Genomic DNA, 20443 nt, shown 5'->3' on the forward strand with positions numbered 1-20443 from the left:
CCGCTGCCGCGCTCAGCGCGGCGCGTTGCGCTGCTTGGGGCGCAGCCCGGGCGTCACGGCCAGCTCCAGCTGGTCGTCGCGGCGCAGCAGGCGAAAGCGCGTGGCGGTGCCGGGCTTGAGCGCCGCCACCGCCGACAGCAGCTCCGACACGCTGGTGACCGGCTTGTCCGCCACCTGCACGATCACGTCGCCGGGTCGGATGCCGGCCTGCGCCGCCGGGCCGTTCTGCAGCACGCCGGTGATCAGCACGCCTTCGCGGGCCTTGACGCCGAAGGTCTCGGCCAGCTCGGGCGAGAGTTCGTTCGGCTCCACGCCTATCCAGCCGCGCCGCACCTGCCCGTCCTTGACGATGCCTTCCAGCACCAGCTTGGCGGTGGAGACGGGGATCGCGAAGCCTATGCCCATGCTGCCGCCCGAGCGCGAGTAGATCGCGGTGTTGATGCCCATCAGGTTGCCCTGAGTGTCCACCAGCGCCCCGCCCGAGTTGCCGGGGTTGATGGCCGCGTCGGTCTGGATAAAGTTCTCGAAGGTGTTGATGCCCAGCTGGTTGCGGCCCAGGGCGCTGACGATGCCGCTGGTCACGGTCTGGCCCACGCCGAAGGGGTTGCCTATGGCCAGCACCTGGTCGCCGACCTGCAGCGCGTCGGAGTTGCCCAGCACGATGACCGGCAGCCGGTCGAGCTCGATCTTGAGGATGGCCAGGTCGGTGTCGGGGTCGGTGCCTATGATCTTGGCCTGGGCGCGGCGGCGGTCGGTCAGCACCACCTCGATCTCGTCCGCGCCCTCGACCACGTGGTTGTTGGTCAGCACATAGCCCGAGGGGCTGATGATCACGCCCGAGCCCAGGCCGACCTGGGGCTGGCTGTCCTGTTCGCCGAAGAAGAAGCGGAACCAGGGGTCGTTGCTGTAGGGCGTGCGGGCCGCCTTGCTGGTGCTGATGCTGACCACGGCCGGCGCGGCCTTGCGTGCGGCCGCGCTGAAGCCGCCTGACGGGGCGGCGCCCGGGCTGGCGCCGGGGGCCTCGAACACGGCCAGCGCGCCGCCGCCTGCGCCATGGCCCAGCCATGCGGGCTTGAGCGTGCCGACCACGAAATACGCCGCCAGCAACACGGTGACGGCCTGCGAGAAGAGAAGCCAGAAACGTTTCATGGCAGGATTGTCCCTGAACTTGGCCCACAATCGTGGCCGCCTGCCCTGCAAAGCCCCGCATGACCGACCGCCAGACCCTGCTCGCCGCCTTCGACGCCCTGATGCAGCCCGAACGCTTTCGCGACTATGGGCCCAACGGCCTGCAGGTCGAGGGCCGGACAGAGGTGCGCAAGCTGGTTTCCGGCGTGACGGCCAGCCGCGCCCTGATCGAGGCCGCCGTCGCCCAAGGGGCGGACGCCATCCTGGTGCACCACGGCCTGTTCTGGCGCGGCCAGGAGGGCCGCGTCACCGGCTGGATGAAGCAGCGCCTGGCCCTGCTGCTGGCGCACGACATCAGCCTCTACGCCTACCATCTGCCGCTCGACGCTCATCCCGAGCTCGGCAACAACGCCCAGCTCGGCCGCGTGCTGGGCCTCACGGCCCAGGCCCGCTTCGGCGAGCAGGACCTGGGTTTCCTGGGCGCACGCGTCGAGGAGGGCGGCTTCGCCGATGGACGGGCGCTGGCCCGGCATGTGGAGGCGGCCCTGGGGCGGCCCGTGACCCTGGTCGAGGCCGGGGCGAAGCCCCTGCGGCGCATCGCCTGGTGCAGCGGCGGGGCCCAGGGCTATTTCGAGGCCGCGATCGCGGCTGGCGCCGACGCCTTCATCACCGGCGAGATCTCCGAGCCGCAGGCGCACTACGCACGCGAATGCGGCGTGGCCTTCCTGGCCTGCGGTCACCACGCGAGCGAGCGCTACGGGGCGCCGGCTCTGGCGGCCCATGTGGCGGCCCAGCTGGGCCTGGACCATGTGTTCGTCGACATCGACAACCCCGCCTGAGGCCGCATGAGCGCAAAACCCATCGCGATCACGCTAGGCGACGCGGCCGGCATAGGCCCGGAGATCATCGCCAAGGCCTTCCGCGACGCGCCCGAGGCGACGCGCGGATGCTTCGTCGCCGGCGACCTGGCCACGCTGCGCCGCGCCGCCGGCTTCATCACCGCGCCGGGGGCGCCCGGCCTGCCGGTGGCCGAGCTCGAGGCGGCGCACCAGGCCTGGGACGCGCCGCCGCGCTGCATCCCGGTGCTGCAGGTGGTGCCGGCCCGGCCGCCGGTGCCCTGCGGCCAGGTCAGCGCCGAGGCCGGCCGGATCGCGGGCGACTGCGTGTTATGGGCAGCGCGCGCTGCGCTGCGCGGCGAGATCGCCGCGCTGGTCACGGCGCCGCTGCACAAGGAGGCGCTGTCGGCTGCGGGCCCTCCCTACGCGCAATACCCGGGCCACACCGAGCTGCTGCAGGCCGAGGCGGCGGGCCACCTGGGCAAGTCCCTGTCCGAGCTGCCGGTGCGCATGATGCTGGCCAACGACGAGCTGCGCACCGTGCTGGTCAGCATCCATGTCTCGCTGCGCGAGGCGATCGCCGCGGTGAGCTTCGACAGCGTGCTGCAGACCCTGCGCATCACCCATGCCGCGCTGGGCGCCGCGCTCGGCCGCGCGCCCCGGATCGGCGTGGCCGGGCTCAACCCGCACGCGGGCGAGGGCGGGCTGTTCGGGCGCGAGGAGATCGAGCTCATCGCGCCGGCCATCGCGGCCGCGCGCGCCGAAGGCGTGGACGCCCATGGCCCGTTCGCGCCCGACACGGTCTTCATGCGCGCCCGTGCCGCAGCCGGTCATCCCGGCGAGTTCGACGTGGTGGTGGCCATGTACCACGACCAGGGCTTGATCCCGGTCAAGTACCTGGGCGTGGACAAGGGTGTCAACGTGACCCTGGGCCTGCCGCTGGTGCGCACCAGCCCGGACCATGGCACGGCCTTCGACATCGCCGGCAGCGGTCGGGCCGAGGCCGCCAGCCTGATCGAGGCGATACGCGTGGCGCGCCGGCTGGCGCGCTGAGCGGCGCCCGCGCGGGCCTACCTCTTCAGGCTGTCGCGGATCTCGCGCAGCAGCACGATGTCTTCCGGCGGGGCGGCCGGCGCCGCCGGTGCGGCGGGCGGTGCCTCCTTCTTGAGCCGGTTCATCTGCTTGACCATGACGAAGATGATGAAGGCCAGGATGACGAAGTTCAGCGCCACGGTGATGAAGCTGCCGTAGGCGAGCACCGCGCCGGCCTTCTTGGCCTCCGCCAGGGGCAGCCCGGCGGCTGTCCGGCCAGGCCCAGGTAGTAGTTGGAGAAGTCCAGGCCGCCGAAGATCTTGCTGACGACCGGCATGATCAGATCGCCGACCACCGAGTCGACGATCTTGCCGAAGGCTCCGCCGATGATCACACCGACGGCCAGGTCCATCACATTGCCCTTGACGGCGAACTCCCTGAACTCCTGCATCATCCCCATGGGGCCCTCCTGCTTGTTGTTGAGGCGGCCAGTATGGCCGGCCGCAGGGCCCTGTCAAGGCGGGGGGGCTGGGCCGGGGGTGGATGTTTCGCTCGGCTACAATCTCTGGTTGACCCTGATACAGCATTGCCAGAGGATCCCCATGAGTGACACCCCAGTCGACAGCAGCAAGAGGACGTGGCTGATCGCGTCCACCTGCGCGGGTGCCGTCGGTGCCGGCTTCGCCGCCGTGCCCTTCGTCAGCACCTTCCAGCCCTCGGAGAGAGCCAAGGCGGCTGGTGCCGCCGTCGAAGTGGACATCTCTAGCCTGAAACCGGGCGAGAAACTCACGGTGGAATGGCGCGGCAAGCCGGTCTGGATCATGAAGCGCACGCCCGAGCAGCTCGAGTCGCTGAAGAAGACCGAGACGCAGCTCGCCGACCCGAATTCGGACCGCAAGGCCTATCCCACGCCCGAGTACGCCAAGAACCAGTACCGCTCGATCAAGCCCGAGGTCTGGGTCGGCGTCGGCATCTGCTCGCACCTGGGCTGCTCGCCGTCCGACAAGTTCCAGACCGGCGCCCAGCCCTCGCTGCCCGACGACTGGCAGGGCGGCTTCCTCTGCCCCTGCCACGGCTCGACCTTCGACATGGCCGGCCGCGTGTTCAAGAACAAGCCGGCGCCGGACAACCTCGAGGTGCCTCCGCACATCTACCTCTCCGAGAGCAAGCTGCTGATCGGTGAAGACAAGAAGGCCTGAGGACGACGGACATGGCTGAATTCAAGGAAATCTCTCCCAACGCCCCGGCCGGCGCCAAGCTGACCAACTGGCTCGAAAACCGCTTCCCGACCGCCTTCGACGCCTACCGCGTCCACATGTCGGAGTACTACGCGCCGAAGAACTTCAACTTCTGGTACATCTTCGGCTCGCTGTCGCTGCTGGTGCTGGTGATCCAGATCGTCACCGGCATCTTCCTGGTGATGCACTACAAGCCGGACGCGGCCAAGGCGTTCGAGTCGGTCGAGTACATCATGCGCGACGTGCCCTGGGGCTGGCTGATCCGCTACATGCACTCCACCGGCGCCTCGGCCTTCTTCGTGGTGGTCTACCTGCACATGTTCCGCGGCCTGATGTACGGCAGCTACCGCAAGCCGCGCGAGCTGGTCTGGATCTTCGGCTGCGCGATCTTCCTGTGCCTGATGGCCGAGGCCTTCATGGGCTACCTGCTGCCCTGGGGCCAGATGTCCTACTGGGGCGCCCAGGTGATCGTCAACCTGTTCTCCGCCATCCCCTTCATCGGTCCGGACCTGGCCCTGCTGATCCGCGGCGACTACGTGGTCGGCGACGCCACGCTGAACCGCTTCTTCAGCTTCCACGTGATCGCCGTGCCGCTGGTGCTGCTGGGCCTGGTGGTGGCGCACCTGCTGGCGCTGCACGACGTGGGCTCGAACAACCCCGACGGCATCGAGATCAAAGGCCCCAAGGCGCCCAAGGATGCCAACGGCAAGCCGCTGGACGGCGTGCCCTTCCACCCCTTCTACACGGTGCACGACATCTTCGGCGTGAGCGTGTTCCTGCTGGCCTTCTCGGCCATCGTGTTCTTCGCGCCCGAGTTCGGCGGCTACTTCCTGGAGTTCAACAACTTCATCCCGGCCGACCCGCTGAAGACGCCGCCGCACATCGCGCCGGTCTGGTACTTCACGCCGTTCTATTCCATGCTGCGCGCCATCACCAGCGAGATGATGTATGCGCTGATCGCCTGCGTGGTCGCTGCGGCTGCCTTCGGCGTGCTCAAGGGCAAGCTGTCCGGCCTGCTCAAGGCCGTGGTGGTCGGCGCCGCCGTGGTGGCCTCGGTGCTGATGCTGGCCATCGACGCCAAGTTCTGGGGCGTGCTCGTGATGGGTGGCGCCGTCGTCATCCTGTTCTTCCTGCCCTGGCTGGACCACAGCCCGGTCAAGTCGATCCGCTACCGTGCGGGCTGGCACAAGTACCTGTACGCCGTGTTCGTGGTCGTGTTCCTGGTGCTGGGCTACCTCGGCGTGCAGCCGCCCTCGCCGATCGGCGAGCGCGTGTCGCAAGTCGGTACGCTGTTCTACTTCGGCTTCTTCCTGCTGATGCCCTGGTGGAGCAAGCTGGGCGAGCCCAAGCCGGTGCCTGAGCGCGTGACCTTCGCCCCGCACTAAGCCCTGTAGAGAGTGACCCCATGAACAAATTCAAGAAACTGGCGCTGGGCTTGGTCGTGGCCATCGGCCTGATCTCGGGTGTGCAGGCCGCTGGCGGCGGCGTGAGCTGGGACAAGGCGCCCGTCAAGACGACCGACCTGGCCTCGCTGCAGAACGGCGCCAAGCTGTTCGTCAACTACTGCCTGAACTGCCACTCGGCTGCGTACATGCGCTTCAACCGCCTGCGCGACATCGGCCTGAGCGAGCAGCAGATCAAGGACAACCTGCTGTTCACCACCGACAAGGTCGGCGAGACCATGAAGGCCGCGATCGATCCCAAGCAGGCCAAGGACTGGTTCGGCGCCAACCCGCCCGACCTGACGCTCGTCGCGCGCTCGCGTGCCGGCCACGACGGCACGGGCGCCGATTACCTCTACACCTACCTGCGCAGCTACTACCGCGACGACACCAAGGCCACCGGCTGGAACAACCTGGTGTTCCCCAGCGTCGGCATGCCGCACGCGCTGTGGGAGCTGCAGGGCGAGCGCCGCCCGCTGTTCGAGGCCAAGCAGGAGCATGGCCACGAGGTCCAGGTCTTCAAGGGCTGGGAGCAGGTCACGCCCGGGACCATGACCCCGCTGCAGTACGACCAGGCGGTCGGCGACCTGGTGAACTACCTGCAGTGGATGGGCGAGCCGGCGCAGAACAGCCGCGTGCGCATAGGCGTCTGGGTGCTGCTGTTCCTGGTGGTCTTCACCGTGATCGCGTGGCGCCTCAATGCCGCGTACTGGAAAGACGTCAAGTAAACCAGACCTGGCCGGGCCTGTTGCCCGGCATTGCCAGAGTGGGTGTGCCGGGCCGGGCCCGGCGGCATCCCACTCTTTTTGATTTTGAGGAGTCCCCGCCATGATGGTGCTGTATTCAGGAACCACCTGTCCGTTTTCCCACCGTTGCCGTTTCGTGCTGTTCGAGAAGGGCATGGACTTCGAGATCCGCGACGTGGACCTCTACAACAAGCCCGAGGACATCAACGTGATGAACCCCTACGGCCAGGTGCCCATCCTGGTCGAGCGTGACCTCATCCTGTACGAGTCCAACATCATCAACGAGTACATCGACGAGCGCTTCCCGCACCCGCAGCTGATGCCGGGCGACCCGGTGGACCGAGCCCGCGTGCGCCTGTTCCTGCTCAACTTCGAGAAGGAGTTGTTCGTCCATGTCTCGACGCTGGAAAACCGCGCCGCCAAGGGCAACGACAAGCTGCTGGAGAAGGCGCGCGCCCATATCCGCGACCGCCTGACCCAGCTCGCCCCGGTGTTTCTCAAGAACAAGTACATGCTGGGCGAGAACTTCTCCATGCTCGACGTGGCCATCGCGCCGCTGCTGTGGCGCCTGGACTACTACGGCATCGAGCTCAGCAAGAACGCCGCGCCTTTGCTCAAGTACGCCGAGCGCATCTTCTCGCGCCCGGCCTACATCGAGGCGCTGACGCCGTCCGAGAAAGTGATGCGCAAGTAAGCGCCCAGGCCGCGCCATGATGAACGCCCTGGACGCCAGCTCCACCCGGCCCTACCTGATCCGCGCCCTGTACGAGTGGTGCACCGACAACGGCTTCACGCCCTATGTGGCGGTGCTGGTCGACGACACGGTGCAGGTGCCGCGCGAGTACGTGAAGGACGGCGAGATCGTGCTGAACATCAGCTTCGACGCCACGAGCTCGCTCAAGCTGGGCAACGACTTCATCGAGTTCAAGGCCCGCTTCGCGGGCGTGGCGCGCGAGATCAGCGTGCCGGTGGAGCGCGTGATTGCGATCTACGCGCGGGAAAACGGCCAGGGCATGGCCTTCCCGGTGCCGGTGCCCGCTGCGGCCGCGGAGCCGGCCGAGCCCCCGCCACCCGCGGCGGCGTCGGGTGCCGCGCCCGAGGCGTCCGCGGCTGGCCGCTCGATGCAGCTGGTGCCGGGCGGCGAGGTTGCGGAGGGTGAGGCGGGTACGCCGGAGCCCGAGCCACCCAAGCCACCGGCCGGGCCTCGCCCCGCGCTCAAGCGTGTGAAGTGAACACCGCGGCCCACCTGGGCCAGCCGTTAGAATCGCAAGCGCATTCCGCCGCTTTAGCTCAGTTGGTAGAGCAACCGCCTTGTAAGCGGTAGGTCGTCAGTTCGAATCCGACAAGCGGCACCATCCCTTCCCTTCGCTCAGGGCCTGGTTTCCACCTGGACCTTGAGTCGGATGCTGTTCACCTGGTAGCCCTTGCTGCGCAGGCTGGCCATCAAGGCCGGGAGCACCTGCCTGAGCTTGGCCGCAGCCGCGTTGCTGCCGACCAGCAGGCACCAGCTGTCACCGTCTATGGGCCCGGGCCTGACCGTGGGGCGCAGCATCACCGGGATCAGGGACTGCACGGCCTTGAGCCGTTCGCCGGATTCGCGCGCCAGCCCGGCCAGCCGCGCCAGCGTGGGTGAATCGGCGGCGGCTTGCTGCAGCGTGATGGCGTGGTGGCGTCGGTTCATGGGGCGGGCGCGAGGGCAGGGCGTTGCGGCCGACGATTATCGTGGATAGGGGCGGCACGCGGCCGCCCGGCCCGTGGGTAAAATGGCGCCCGGCACCGACGCGGGCCGCCGTCGCTGCAGGCGGCGCAGCCCGCGCCGACGCTCCCACCTGGATCCACAACACTTTAGGGATTTCGGTCGCCCGGCAGGCTGACACGGCAGGCCGGGCGGTCCTGCATGCATGGCTACCAGTCTCCTCACCAAAATCTTCGGCAGTCGCAACGACCGTCTGATCAAGCAGTACCGCAAGACGGTCGAGCGCATCAACGCGCTTGAAGCCGCGTTCGAGGGGCTGAGCGACGAGCAGTTGCGCGCCAAGACGCAGGAATTCCGGGAGCGCGTGGCCAAGGGGGAGTCGCTCGATGCCCTGTTGCCCGAGGCCTTCGCGGCGGTGCGCGAGGGCTCCAAGCGCGTGATGAAGATGCGCCATTTCGACGTGCAGCTGCTGGGCGGCATGGCGCTGCACAACGGCAAGATCGCCGAGATGCGCACCGGCGAGGGCAAGACCCTGACGGCCACGCTGCCGGTCTACCTCAATGCGCTGGCCGGCGAGGGCGTGCATGTGGTCACCGTGAACGACTACCTGGCCAACCGCGACGCGCAGTGGATGGGGCGGCTGTACAACTTCCTCGGCCTGTCGGTGGGCGTGAACCTGCCGCAGATGCCGCGCGAGGACAAGCAGGCGGCCTACCAGGCCGACATCACCTACGGCACCAATAACGAGTTCGGCTTCGACTACCTGCGCGACAACATGGTCTACGAGGTGCAGGACCGCGTGCAGCGCGGCCTGCGCTACGCCATCGTCGACGAGGTGGACTCCATCCTGATCGACGAGGCGCGCACGCCCCTGATCATCAGCGGCCAGGCCGAGGACCACACGGCCCTGTACCTGGCCATGAACCAGGTGGTGCCGCTGCTCACGCGCCAGGAGGGCGAGGCCGACCCGCGCACCGGCGAAGGCGTGACCAAGCCCGGCGACTTCACGCTGGACGAGAAGTCCCACCAGGTGTTCCTGACCGAGCAGGGCCACGAGAACGCCGAGCGCATCCTGGCCGAGCGCGGCCTGATCCCCGAGGGGGCCAGCCTGTACGACCCGTCCAACATCGCGCTGATGCATCACCTCAACGCGGCCTTGCGCGCGCGTCACCTCTATCACCGCGACCAGCACTACGTGGTGCAGAACGGCGAGATCGTCATCGTCGACGAGTTCACCGGCCGCCTGATGGCCGGCCGGCGCTGGAGCGACGGCCTGCACCAGTCCGTGGAGGCCAAGGAGGGCGTGGCCATCCAGGCCGAGAACCAGACCCTGGCCTCGATCACCTTCCAGAACTATTTCCGCCTGTACGGCAAGCTGGCCGGCATGACCGGCACGGCCGACACCGAAGCCTACGAGTTCCAGGAGATCTACGGCCTGGAGACCGTGGTCATCCCGCCCAACCGCCCGAGCCGCCGCGAGGACCAGCTCGACCGCGTCTACAAGACCACGGGCGAGAAGTACGTGGCCGCGATCCAGGACATCCGCGAATGCCACGAGCGCGGCCAGCCGGTGCTGGTGGGCACCACCTCGATCGAGAACTCCGAGCTGATCTCCCAGCTGCTCGACAAGGAGAAGCTGCCGCACCAAGTGCTCAACGCCAAGCAGCACGCGCGCGAGGCCGAGATCGTGGCCCAGGCCGGTCGGCCCAAGATGATCACCATCGCCACCAACATGGCGGGCCGCGGCACCGACATCGTGCTCGGCGGCAACATCGAGAAGGCGATCGAGGCCGTGGAAGCCGACGCCACGCAGGACGAGGCGGCCAGGCAGGCCCGCGTGCAGGAGATGCGCGCGCAGTGGCAGAAGGACCACGAGTTCGTCACCGCGCAGGGCGGCCTGCGCATCATCGCCACCGAGCGACACGAGTCGCGCCGCATCGACAACCAGCTGCGCGGCCGCTCCGGCCGCCAGGGCGACCCGGGCTCCTCGCGCTTCTACCTGAGCCTGGACGACCAGCTGATGCGCATCTTCGCCGGCGACCGGGTGCGCGCCATCATGGACCGGCTCAAGATGCCCGAGGGCGAGGCCATCGAGGCCGGCATCGTCACGCGCAGCATAGAGAGCGCGCAGCGCAAGGTCGAGGCGCGCAACTTCGACATCCGCAAGCAGCTGCTCGAGTACGACGACGTGTCGAACGACCAGCGCAAGGTGATCTACCAGCAGCGCAACGACATCCTGGACGCGGCCGACCTGGGCGCTCAGATCGCCGCGCTGCGCGAGGGCTGTTTCACCGACCTGGTGCGCCAGTACGTGCCGCCCGAGTCGGTCGAGGAGCAATGGGACATCGCGGGCCTGGAGCGCGTGCTGGCCGAGGAGTGGCAGATCGCGCTGCCGCTGGCGCAGCAGGTGCAGGCCGCCAGCGCCATCACCGACGAGGACATGCTGGAGACCGTGCTGGCCGCGGCGAATGCGGCCTTCGAGGCCAAGGTGGCCCAGGTCGGCGCCGAGAACTTCACGCAGTTCGAGCGCATCGTGCTGCTGCAGAGCATAGACACCCACTGGCGCGAGCACCTCAGCGCGCTCGACTACCTGCGCCAGGGCATACACCTGCGCGGCTACGCGCAGAAGCAGCCCAAGCAGGAGTACAAGCGCGAGGCCTTCGAGCTGTTCGGCCAGCTGCTCGACTCGGTCAAGAACGAGGTCACCAAGCTGCTGATGACCGTGAAGGTGCAGTCCAGCGAGCAGATCGGCCAGGCCGCCGAGGATCTGGAGCAGCGTGCCGAGGCCATCAGCCACGTGACCTACACCGCGCCGACCGAGACCGGCGAGGCCCAGACCACGGCGTTCGACGGTCGCCCCGAGCCGCTGGCCGTGGGCCTGGCGGCGGGCGCCCTGCCGCCGAACATGCCACGTGTGGGCCGCAACGACCCCTGCCCCTGCGGCAGCGGCAAGAAGTACAAGCACTGCCACGGCCAGCTGGCCTGAGAGACCGCCATGCCCGTCAACCTTTCCGCCCCCGATCCCTTCCAGCTCTTTCCCGTGCCCGGCCTGCGCCTGGGCGTGACCGAGGCCGGCATACGCAAGGTCGGCCGAAAGGACCTGACCGTGCTGCTGCTCGACGAAGGCGCGAGCGTGGCCGGCGTGTTCACGCGCAACCGCTTCTGCGCCGCGCCGGTGCAGATCTGCCGCGAGCACCTGGCCGTGGGCGCCGGCATACGCGCCATGGTGATCAACACCGGCAATGCCAACGCCGGCACCGGCGCCGAAGGCCTGGCGCGCGCGCGCCAGACCTGCGCCGTGCTGGCCAGCCAGCTGCAGCTGGCCCCCGAGCAGGTGCTGCCGTTCTCCACTGGCGTGATCATGGAGCCGCTGCCGGTCGAGCGCATAGCGGCGGGCCTGCCAGCGGCGCTGGCCGACGCGCGAGCCGACCACTGGGCGCGCGCGGCCGAGGGCATCATGACCACCGACACCGTGCCCAAGGCCTTCAGCGCGCGCGTGACCATCGCCGGCGCGCCGGTGACCATCACCGGCATCAGCAAAGGCGCAGGCATGATCCGCCCCAACATGGCGACCATGCTGGGCTTCCTGGCCACCGACGCCTGCGTGGCGCCGGCCCTGATGCAGCAGCTCGTGACCGAGCTGGCCGAGGGCTCGTTCAACCGTGTCACCATCGACGGCGACACCTCGACCAACGACTCCTTCGTGCTGGTGGCCACGCAGCAGGCGGCCCACGCACCGATCCAGTCGCTGGCCAGCGCCGAGGGCCAGGCGCTCAAGGCGGCGCTGCTGGACGTGGCGCGCCGGCTGGCCCAGGCCATCGTGCGCGACGGCGAGGGCGCGACCAAGTTCATCACCATCCGGGTCGAGGGCGGGCGCGACGGCGAGGAGTGCCGCAAGGTGGCCTACGCGATCGCGCATTCGCCGCTGGTCAAGACGGCCTTCTTCGCCAGCGACCCCAACCTGGGCCGCATCCTGGCCGCCGTGGGCTATGCCGGCATCGATGACCTGGACCAGACCGGCATCGACCTCTACCTCGACGAGGTCCATGTCGCGGTGCAGGGGGGGCGCCATCCGGCCTACCGCGAGGAGGACGGCCAGCGCGTGATGAAGCAAAGCGAGATCACGGTGCGCGTGGTCCTGGGCCGTGGCGCTGCCAGCGACCAGGTCTGGACCTGCGACCTCAGCCACGACTACGTGTCGATCAACGCCGACTACCGCTCATGATCGATCCGCTCGAGAGACTGATACAGCGTGCCGAACACCTGATGGCGCGCATCGAATCCGTGCTGCCGCAGCCGCTGACCGAGCCGGACTGGTCGGCCGCCATCGCCTGGCGCTACCGCAAGCGCGCCTCCGGCCACGGCGTGCTCGAGCCGGTGCGCCACGTGGCCGGCATCGCGCTCGACGACCTCAAGGAGATCGACGGCCAGAAGGACAAGATCCGGCGCAACACCGAGCAGTTCGTCCAAGGCCGTCCGGCCAACAACGTGCTGCTGACCGGCGCGCGCGGCACCGGCAAGTCCTCGCTGATCAAGGCCTGCCTGAACGCCTACGCGGCGCGCGGCCTGCGCCTGATCGAGGTGGACAAGGCCGACCTGACGGACCTGCCGGACATCGTCGACGTGGTGTCCGAGCGCCCCGAGAAGTTCGTCGTGTTCTGCGACGACCTGAGCTTCGAGGACGGCGAACCCGGCTACAAGGCGCTCAAGTCCATCCTGGACGGCTCGGTGGCTGCGGCCACGCCGAACGTGCTGATCTACGCGACCAGCAACCGCCGCCACCTGTTGCCCGAGTACATGAAGGAGAACCTCACCTACACCCACAGCGAGGACGGCGAGGTCCATCCGGGCGAGGTGGTGGAGGAGAAGATCTCGCTGTCCGAGCGCTTCGGCCTGTGGGTCAGCTTCTACCCGTTCAGTCAGGACGAGTACCTGGCGATCACCGCGCAATGGCTGTCCTCGTTCGGCGTCGGGCCGCAGGCCATCGATGCGGCTCGTCCCGAGGCCCTGGTCTGGGCGCTGGAGCGCGGCTCGCGCAGCGGCCGCGTCGCTTACCAGTTTGCGCGCGATTACGCGGGCCGCCGTTCCGCATGACGGAAAGCTTGAGCGCCGCCGGGCCGCCCCAAGGCGCGAAGGCCCCCTCGGGGGGCAGCGCAGCACACGAAGTGGCAAGCGTGGGGGCCGTACTCGTCGCCGACGGCCACCGTCCGCGCGAGGGTGGGCCGGATCGCAAGGAGGTCGAGGTGGCCGTGGGCGTGCTGCTGCGGGCCGATGGTTCCTTCCTGCTGACCTCGCGCCCGCCCGGCAAGGTCTACGAGGGCTACTGGGAATTCCCCGGCGGCAAGGTCGAGCCCGGCGAGACCGTGGAGCAGGCGCTGCGGCGCGAGCTCCAGGAGGAAATCGGCGTCGCCATCGGCGCCGCCCATCCCTGGAAGGTGGAACGGGTCGACTACCCGCATGCCCTGGTGCGGCTGAACTTCTGCAAGGTCTACGACTGGGCGGGCGAGCTGCACATGCGCGAAGGCCAGTCCTTCGCCTGGCAGCGCCTGCCGGTGCAGGTGAGGCCGGTGCTGCCGGGCACGGTGCCGGTGCTGCAGTGGTTCGCCGCCGAGCAGGGCTTCGAGGGCGCCACGCACGCCCCGGCCTGAGCGCCTACTGCAGCCTGGGGTCGCCGAAGGCCTGGTCCTCGGGCGGCGCTTCGGCGGGCATGCGGAAGCTCTCGCTGGCCCAGGCGCCCAGGTCCATGTTCTTGCAGCGCTCGCAGCAGAAGGGGCGGAAGCGGTTTTCCGGCGCGAACAGGCTGGGGCCGCCGCAGGCGGGGCAGCGCACCTGCCGGGCCTTGGAGTCGGTGCTGGCCGGGGCGGAGGGCTTCACGCGCACAATGTCATCTCCAGCGGAGCGTCGTCGCCGCCGGCCTGCAGCCGGCCGTCGGCCTCCTGGCGCATCAGCCGCACCGACACGATGAGGCGGTTGCCGCTGATCTCGGGGATCAGGTCCAGCGCCGGGTCGATGCGCAGGCGCAGCAGCTGGAAGCTGCGGCCCTGAGGCAGGTTCTGCTGGAACTGCCCGCCCACGGCCATCACCTTCTGCGGCGCGCCCGAGTCGCGCAGCATCCGCAGCAGCAGGTGGATGGATTCGGCCAGCGGCGCCAGCGTGGTGGCCCATTGCTGCAGGTCGTGCCGGCGCGTGTCGGCGTCCTTGTGCTGCCAGGCGTAGTAGGCCGGCAGGTCGAACTCGCAGGTGCCGCCGGGGATCACGGCGCGGCTGCGTATGCTCATCAGCCATTCGTTCTCGGTCAGCGCGTGGCCGGCCTTGCCGGGCTGCTGGTTGAGGGCCGAGAAGCAAGCGTCGAGCCGGGCCACGACCTCGTCGAGCGCAGCCTCGGAGATCGCGGGGTTGCCGCGATATCCGTTGAGCGCCTGTTTCTGCTTTTCCAGGTCCTTGAGCACGTCCGACTTGAGGTCGGCGCGCGCGGCGACGTCCATGACCTCGAACAGTGTGGTCAGTGCGTAGTGGTGATCCAGCGGGGTTTCGCGGGGCACCAGCTGGCCCAGGCGTCGGAACAGGTGCTCCAGTCGCAGGTAGGTACGGATGCGTTCGTTGAAGGGATATTCGTACAGTATCACGCTGCTTTTTCCTGTGCCCGCATCATAGCCCGAAGCCTTGCGCCAACTGCCTCACTTCCTCGCGCAGGGCCGGCAGCGTCAGGCCCTGGTTGTGGATCACGATGTCGGCGGCCGCCAGGCGCTGGGCGCGGCTGGCCTGGCTGGCGACGATGCGCTCCACCTCGGCCTGGGCCAGTCCGCTGCGCGCCATGACGCGTTCGACCTGGGTGACGACCGGGCAGTCGACCACCAGCACGCGCTGCACCTTCTGGCGCCAGCGCCGGCCCGACTCGACCAGCAGCGGCACGTCGTACACCACGGTGCGCCGGCCCTGGGCCAGGGCGGCCTGGGCCTGGCGCTCGGTCTCCTGGCCGACCAGCGGATGCACGATGGCTTCCAGCCGCCGCCTGGCGTTCGGGTCGGCGAACACCAGGGCGCGCATGCGGTCGCGGTCCAGCGCGCCCTGCGGCGTGATCAGTTCGGCGCCGAAGGCCTGTGCGATCGCCGGGATGGCGGCGCCGCCCGGCGCCGTGACGCCGCGCGCGATGGCGTCGGCGTCGACCACGGCCGCGCCATGCTCGGCCAGCATGGCGGCGACCGTGCTCTTGCCGCTGCCTATGCCGCCGGTCAGGCCGAGCAGGGTCACCGTAGCCATGGCCGGCCCTAGAGTCCGACCGCGCGCAGGATGGCCTCGGGCCCGAACAGCATGGCCGTCAAACCGGCCGCGGCCAGGAAGGGGCCGAACGGCACGTAGCCGCCCTCGCGCAGCGTGTTCGCGAACTTCATGCCTATGCCGACCCCTGCGCCGATCACCGAGGCCATCAGGATCATGGGCACCAGGGCCTGCCAGCCGAACCAGGCGCCCAGGGCGGCGAACAGCTTGAAGTCGCCGTAGCCCATGCCCTCCTTGCCGGTGGCGAGCTTGAACGCCCAGTAGACCGCCCACAGCGAGACATAGCCGGCGACGGCTCCCCACAGGGCGGTGCTCAGCGGCACGCCGTTCAGGTTCAGGGCCGCGGCGATCAGGCCGCCCCACAGCAGCGGCAGCGTCATGTCGTCCGGCAGCAAGGTGGTGTCCCAGTCGATCAGGGTCAGCGCCAGCAGTGTCGCGGCGAAGGCGCTCCAGGCCAGCGCGGCCGGCGTGGCGCCCCAGCGCCAGGCGCACCAGGCGAACAGCGCGCCGGTGGCCAGCTCGACCAGCGGGTAGCGCAAGCCGATGGTGGCGTGGCAGGCGGCGCATCGGCCGCGCAGCGCCAGGTAGCTCAGCACCGGGATGTTCTCGTACCAGCGGATCGCGTGGCCGCAGTGCGGGCAGCGCGAGCGCGGCCGCAGCAGGCTCAGCGGTTCACCCGGCGCCTGGGCCTGGCCCGACAGCTGGGCGCATTCGGCCGCCCACTGCCGCTCCAGCATCTGCGGCAGGCGGTGTATGACCACGTTGAGGAAGCTGCCGATCAGCAGGCCCAGCAAGCCGCCGAAGGCGGCCTCCACGACTTGGATTTCCGGCATCAGACCACCTGGCCGAGCTTGAAGATGGGCAGGTACATGGAGACCACGATGCCGCCGATCACCACGCCCAGGATCACGATGATGATGGGCTCCATCAGGCTGGACAGGCCGGCCACCATGTCGTCCACCTCGGCCTCGTAGAAGTCCGCCGCCTTGCCCAGCATGTGGTCTATGGAGCCGGATTCCTCGCCGATCGCGCACATCTGCAGCACCATGGACGGGAAGATGCGGGCGTTGGTCATGGCCGCGGTCAGGCTGGTGCCGGTGGAGACCTCCTGCTGGATCCTTTCCGTTGCGATGGCGTAGACCGTATTGCCCGCCGCGCCGCCCACGGAGTCCAGCGCCTCCACCAGCGGCACGCCGGCGGCGAACATGGTCGACAGGGTGCGGGTCCAGCGCGCGATCACCGATTTCTCGATCAGGGTGCCGAACACCGGCAGCTTGAGCAGCAGGCGGTCCATGAAGCGCTGCACCTTCTCGTTGCGCTTCCAGGCCTGGAAGAAGAAGTACAGGCCGCCGCCCAGGCTGCCGAAGATCAGCCACCAGTAGGCGACGAAGAACTCGCTCATGCCGATCACGAACAGCGTGGGGGCGGGCAGGTCGGCACCGAAGGAGCTGAACACCTCCTTGAACGAGGGGATCACGAAGATCATGATCACGGTCACCACGACGAAGGCCACCACGATGACCGCGATCGGGTACATCAGGGCCGACTTGATCTTGGACTTGATCGCCTCGGTCTTCTCCATGTAGGTCGCGAGCCGGTCCAGCAGCTGCTCCAGAATGCCCGCGGCCTCGCCGGCCTCGATCAGGTTGCAGTACAGGCTGTCGAAGTACATCGGGAACTTGCGGAAGGCGTTGTTCAGCGAGGTGCCGGTCTCCACGTCGGTGCGGATGTCGTTGAGCAGCTTGGTGACCCTAGGGTTGGCGTTGCCGCGGCCCACGATGTCGAAGGACTGCAGCAGCGGCACGCCGGCCTTCATCATGGTCGCGAGCTGGCGCGTGAAGATCGCCAGGTCCTTGGGCTTGATCTTCTTGCCGGCGCCCATGCGCCGCTTCTTGATGCGCGTGGGCAGCACGCCCTGGCGCCTGAGCGCGGCCTGGACCTGGTTGACGCCGGCGGCCCGGGTCTCGCCCCGGACCTGCTTGCCCTGGCGGTCCTTGCCCTCCCATTCGAAGACGAATTCCTTGGCGGCGGTCGCTGCGGTGGCCATCGTTTCCTTCTCCCCGTTCTGTCTTATTCGTTGGTGACGGCCAGGACCTCTTCCAGCGAGGTCAGCCCCAGCCTGACCTTGTGCAGGCCCGACTGGCGCAGCGAGCGCACGCCCTCGCGCTGGGCCTGCTCGGCGATCTCGAGCGCGCTGCCGTCGGCGAGGATGATGCGCTGGAGGGGCTCGCTGATCGGCATGACCTGGTAGATGCCGACCCGGCCCTTGTAGCCGTTGTTGCACATGGAGCAGCCTACCGGCCGGTAGGGCGTCCAGCTGCCGTCGATGTCTTCCTCGCGCAATCCCGCCTCGACCAGGGTCTCGGCGGGAATGTCGGCCGGGGCCTTGCAGTTGACGCACAATCGCCGCGCCAGCCGCTGCGCGGTGATCAGGATCACGCTGGAGGCGATGTTGAACGGCGCGATGCCCATGTTGCGCATGCGCGTGAGCGTGGTCGGCGCGTCGTTGGTATGCAGGGTGGACAGCACCAGGTGGCCGGTCTGGGCGGCCTTGATGGCGATGTCGGCGGTCTCCAGGTCGCGGATCTCGCCCACCATGATGATGTCCGGGTCCTGGCGCAGGAAGGACTTGAGCGCCGCGGCGAAGGTCAGGCCGGCCTTTTCGTTGACGTTGACCTGGTTCACGCCGGGCAGGTTGATCTCCGACGGGTCCTCGGCCGTGGCGATGTTGACGCCGGGCTTGTTCAGCAGGTTCAGGCAGGTGTAGAGCGACACGGTCTTGCCCGAGCCCGTGGGACCGGTGACCAGGATCATGCCGTAGGGCCGCTCGATGGCCTTGAGCAGGCGCTCCTTTTCCTCGGGCTCGTAGCCCAGCGCGTCGACGCCCAGCTTGGCGCTGCTAGGGTCCAGGATACGGATCACGATCTTCTCGCCGAACAGCGTGGGCAGGGTGCTGACGCGGAAGTCGATCACGCGGTCGGGACCGATCTTGAGCTTCATGCGCCCGTCCTGCGGCACGCGCTTCTCGGCGATGTCCAGGCGCGAGATCACCTTGATGCGCGAGGCCAGCTTGTCCTTGATCGCGATCGGCGGCGAGGCGATCTCGCGCAGCTCGCCGTCGATGCGAAAGCGCACGCGGTAATGGTGCTCGTAGGGCTCGAAGTGCAGGTCCGAGGCGCGCATGCTGAACGCGTCGAGCAGCATCTTGTGCAGGAACTTGACGACCGGCGCGTCGTCCACTTCCGCGCTCGTGGTCTCGCCGCTGTCGGGCGCCTGGGCCTCCATCGAGGCTTCGTCGAACTCGAAGTCCTCGCCGATGATGTGGTCCATGGCCTCGGTGGCCGAGGTGCTGCTGGCCTCGACCATGCGCGAGAGCTTGTCGAATTCCGCGATCACCCAGTCCACGCCGAGCTGGGTGGCGAACTTGATCTTTTCGGCAGCCTCCTGGTCGGAAGGGTCGGCCGTGGCCACGATCAGGCGGTTGTTGCGCTTGCGCAGCACCACCACGCGGTAGGCCAGGCAGATCTTGCCGTCGAGCAGTCCCTTGGGCAGGCGCTGCGGGTCGACCGCGTCCAGGTCCAGCAGGGGCGCGGCATAGGCGTTCGACATGGTGTGCGCCAGGTCGGCCGACGAGACCGCGCCCGAGCCCGTGAGCTCGGCGATGAACTTGCTGCGGCTGGCCAGGGCCTTGCGGTAGAGCTCCTCGGCCGTCTTCTGATCGAGCTTGCCTGCCATCACGAGGGCGCGACCCAGGCCGGGCAAGGTCGCGGCGGCAGCTTCTCTCAGGACGGTGTCAACAGAGGCCATGTGCGGCGGTGAAAGGCGAAGAGCGGGAACAGCGCCTGATCATCGCCGATCGGGATGTGCGTGTAAACCTGCAGGCCGTGGAGGATTGCCGCGAAGTGGGCAAAAGAAGACAGTCGAGAATCAGCTGGTCGGGGTGAGAGGATTCGAACCTCCGGCCTCTACGTCCCGAACGTAGCGCTCTACCAGGCTAAGCTACACCCCGATGCGGATGACGGGCCCTGAGTGGTTTCAGGAACGTCGCTCCAAAAGCTGAGCCGCCAATTGTAGCAGACCTTCGGAGTGCTCATTGCGCGGCAACTCGCGCGCGGCCTCCATGGCCCGCTCGGCCTCCGCGGCCGCGGCCTGCCGCGTCGCCTCCAGGGCACCGGTCTGGCGCACGATGTCGACGATGGCGGTCAGCTCGGTGACCGAGCCCGTTTCGATGGCCTGGCGCACGACGTCGCGCTGGCGCGCGTCGCCGCGTCGCATGGCGGCGATCAACGGCAGCGTGGCCTTGCCCTCGCGCAGGTCGTCGCCGAGGTTCTTGCCCATCTCGGCCGCGTCGCCGTCGTAGTCCAGCACGTCGTCGATGACCTGGAAGGCCGTGCCCAGGGCCTGGCCGTAACGCGCGCAGGCCTCTTCGACCGCGGGCGGGCTGTCCGCCAGCACGGCGCCGATCCGGGCGCTGGCCTCGAACAGTTTGGCCGTCTTGGACTGGATCACGCGCAGGTAGGCAGCCTCGTCGAGCGAGGCGTCGTGCATGTTCATCAGCTGCAGCACCTCGCCCTCGGCAATGACGTTGGTCGCGTCGGCCAGGATCTGCATCACGCGCATGCTGCCGCCCTCGACCATCATCTGGAAGGCGCGCGAGTAGAGGAAGTCGCCCACCAGCACGCTGGCCGGGTTGCCGAAAGTCTCGTTGGCCGTGGGGCGGCCGCGGCGCAGTGTGGACGCGTCGACCACGTCGTCGTGCAGCAGGGTGGCGGTGTGGATGAACTCGACCACCGCGGCGAGCTCGTGGCGCTGCGCGCCCCGGTAGCCCAGGGCGCCGCAGGTCAGCAGCAGCAGCACGGGGCGCAGGCGCTTGCCGCCGGCGGAGATGATGTAGCGCGCCACCTCGCCGACCAGCGGGACGCCGGAGGCCAGGCGGTGGGCAATGACCTTGTCCACCTCGCGCATGTCGTCGGCAACGAGGGCAAGAATGGCGGCGGTGCTGGGGGAGGCTGACAAGGCGGCGATTGGACGGAAGTTGCGCCATTAT

The 20443-nt window shown here is 68.6% G+C and carries 20 protein-coding genes, 2 tRNA genes and 1 pseudogene; 12 read left to right on the forward strand and 11 right to left on the reverse strand.

Going from position 1 to position 20443, the window contains the following annotated elements:
* Window positions 1-12: 12 nt before the first annotated feature.
* Window positions 13-1149 (reverse strand): S1C family serine protease, encoded by a 1137-nt coding sequence (locus tag FFS10_RS06055; protein ID WP_137892599.1) that lies wholly within the window; start codon window positions 1147-1149, stop codon window positions 13-15.
* Window positions 1150-1208: 59 nt separating this feature from the next.
* Between FFS10_RS06055 and FFS10_RS06060 the strand changes: the two genes are divergently transcribed.
* Window positions 1209-1967: a Nif3-like dinuclear metal center hexameric protein gene (locus FFS10_RS06060; protein WP_137892602.1), complete on the forward strand. Its 759-nt coding sequence runs from the start codon at window positions 1209-1211 to the stop codon at window positions 1965-1967.
* A 6-nt stretch (window positions 1968-1973) separates the two neighbouring features.
* The gene (gene pdxA / locus FFS10_RS06065; protein ID WP_137892604.1) at window positions 1974-3017 is read left to right on the forward strand and encodes a 4-hydroxythreonine-4-phosphate dehydrogenase PdxA; all 1044 of its coding nucleotides are present in this window, start codon (window positions 1974-1976) and stop codon (window positions 3015-3017) included.
* A 17-nt stretch (window positions 3018-3034) separates the two neighbouring features.
* Here pdxA and mscL read toward each other — a convergent pair.
* A pseudogene (gene mscL, locus FFS10_RS06070) lies at window positions 3035-3456 on the reverse strand (large conductance mechanosensitive channel protein MscL).
* 142 nt (window positions 3457-3598) lie between these two features.
* Here mscL and petA point away from each other — a divergent pair.
* The 6 genes from petA (at window position 3599) to FFS10_RS06100 (ending at window position 7777) form a co-directional block, all read left to right on the forward strand.
* Window positions 3599-4195, forward strand: coding sequence for a ubiquinol-cytochrome c reductase iron-sulfur subunit (gene petA / locus FFS10_RS06075; RefSeq protein ID WP_137892606.1), 597 nt, complete (start codon window positions 3599-3601; stop codon window positions 4193-4195).
* Window positions 4196-4206: 11 nt separating this feature from the next.
* Window positions 4207-5619 (forward strand): cytochrome b, encoded by a 1413-nt coding sequence (locus tag FFS10_RS06080; protein ID WP_137892608.1) that lies wholly within the window; start codon window positions 4207-4209, stop codon window positions 5617-5619.
* Window positions 5620-5639: 20 nt separating this feature from the next.
* Window positions 5640-6404 carry a cytochrome c1 gene (locus FFS10_RS06085; protein WP_137892610.1) on the forward strand — a complete coding sequence of 255 codons (765 nt, stop codon included), beginning with the start codon at window positions 5640-5642 and terminating at the stop codon, window positions 6402-6404.
* A gap of 100 nt (window positions 6405-6504) precedes the next feature.
* Entirely contained in the window at window positions 6505-7116 is a 612-nt protein-coding gene (locus FFS10_RS06090; protein ID WP_137892612.1) for a glutathione S-transferase N-terminal domain-containing protein, read from the forward strand.
* Window positions 7117-7132: 16 nt separating this feature from the next.
* Window positions 7133-7654 carry a ClpXP protease specificity-enhancing factor gene (locus FFS10_RS06095; RefSeq protein ID WP_137892614.1) on the forward strand — a complete coding sequence of 174 codons (522 nt, stop codon included), beginning with the start codon at window positions 7133-7135 and terminating at the stop codon, window positions 7652-7654.
* A gap of 47 nt (window positions 7655-7701) precedes the next feature.
* Window positions 7702-7777, forward strand: a tRNA-Thr gene (locus tag FFS10_RS06100).
* Window positions 7778-7791: 14 nt separating this feature from the next.
* Here FFS10_RS06100 and FFS10_RS06105 read toward each other — a convergent pair.
* Window positions 7792-8103, reverse strand: a complete 312-nt coding sequence (locus FFS10_RS06105; RefSeq protein ID WP_137892616.1) for a hypothetical protein — start codon at window positions 8101-8103, stop codon at window positions 7792-7794.
* Between the two features lie 220 nt (window positions 8104-8323).
* On the opposite strand from FFS10_RS06105, the gene secA reads away from it, so the two are divergent.
* The 4 genes from secA to FFS10_RS06125 all read left to right on the forward strand — a co-directional run bounded on the left by secA (window position 8324) and on the right by FFS10_RS06125 (window position 13766).
* Window positions 8324-11104: a preprotein translocase subunit SecA gene (secA, locus tag FFS10_RS06110; RefSeq protein WP_137892618.1), complete on the forward strand. Its 2781-nt coding sequence runs from the start codon at window positions 8324-8326 to the stop codon at window positions 11102-11104.
* 9 nt (window positions 11105-11113) lie between these two features.
* A complete protein-coding gene (gene argJ, locus FFS10_RS06115) occupies window positions 11114-12343 on the forward strand; it encodes a bifunctional glutamate N-acetyltransferase/amino-acid acetyltransferase ArgJ (RefSeq protein ID WP_137892620.1) in 1230 nt (409 codons plus the stop codon).
* Complete coding sequence (locus FFS10_RS06120) at window positions 12340-13212, forward strand: ATP-binding protein (protein ID WP_137892622.1); 873 nt, start codon at window positions 12340-12342, stop codon at window positions 13210-13212. Before argJ ends, FFS10_RS06120 begins: the two co-directional genes overlap by 4 nt.
* A gap of 80 nt (window positions 13213-13292) precedes the next feature.
* Window positions 13293-13766: an NUDIX domain-containing protein gene (locus FFS10_RS06125; protein WP_249931182.1), complete on the forward strand. Its 474-nt coding sequence runs from the start codon at window positions 13293-13295 to the stop codon at window positions 13764-13766.
* Between the two features lie 4 nt (window positions 13767-13770).
* On the opposite strand, the gene FFS10_RS06130 is transcribed toward FFS10_RS06125, so the two are convergent.
* From FFS10_RS06130 to FFS10_RS06165, 8 genes are all read right to left on the reverse strand, one after another.
* Window positions 13771-13992: a DNA gyrase inhibitor YacG gene (locus tag FFS10_RS06130; RefSeq protein ID WP_502702662.1), complete on the reverse strand. Its 222-nt coding sequence runs from the start codon at window positions 13990-13992 to the stop codon at window positions 13771-13773.
* Entirely contained in the window at window positions 13989-14744 is a 756-nt protein-coding gene (zapD, locus tag FFS10_RS06135; RefSeq protein WP_137892629.1) for a cell division protein ZapD, read from the reverse strand. The genes FFS10_RS06130 and zapD overlap by 4 nt, the downstream gene beginning before the upstream one ends.
* Before the next feature lie 22 nt (window positions 14745-14766).
* Window positions 14767-15378, reverse strand: coding sequence for a dephospho-CoA kinase (gene coaE, locus FFS10_RS06140; RefSeq protein WP_137892631.1), 612 nt, complete (start codon window positions 15376-15378; stop codon window positions 14767-14769).
* Window positions 15379-15386: 8 nt separating this feature from the next.
* Window positions 15387-16229 (reverse strand): prepilin peptidase, encoded by an 843-nt coding sequence (locus tag FFS10_RS06145; RefSeq protein ID WP_171016071.1) that lies wholly within the window; start codon window positions 16227-16229, stop codon window positions 15387-15389.
* Complete coding sequence (locus FFS10_RS06150; RefSeq protein WP_137892633.1) at window positions 16229-17443, reverse strand: type II secretion system F family protein; 1215 nt, start codon at window positions 17441-17443, stop codon at window positions 16229-16231. Before FFS10_RS06150 ends, FFS10_RS06145 begins: the two co-directional genes overlap by 1 nt.
* 23 nt (window positions 17444-17466) lie before the next feature.
* Window positions 17467-19203, reverse strand: coding sequence for a type IV-A pilus assembly ATPase PilB (gene pilB / locus FFS10_RS06155; protein ID WP_137892635.1), 1737 nt, complete (start codon window positions 19201-19203; stop codon window positions 17467-17469).
* Between the two features lie 125 nt (window positions 19204-19328).
* Window positions 19329-19405 (reverse strand) — tRNA-Pro (locus FFS10_RS06160).
* A gap of 26 nt (window positions 19406-19431) precedes the next feature.
* A complete protein-coding gene (locus FFS10_RS06165; RefSeq protein ID WP_137892637.1) occupies window positions 19432-20412 on the reverse strand; it encodes a polyprenyl synthetase family protein in 981 nt (326 codons plus the stop codon).
* Window positions 20413-20443: the final 31 nt, after the last annotated feature.

Source organism: Ramlibacter sp. 2FC, assembly GCF_005503345.1.
Lineage (GTDB): Bacteria > Pseudomonadota > Gammaproteobacteria > Burkholderiales > Burkholderiaceae_C > SCMQ01.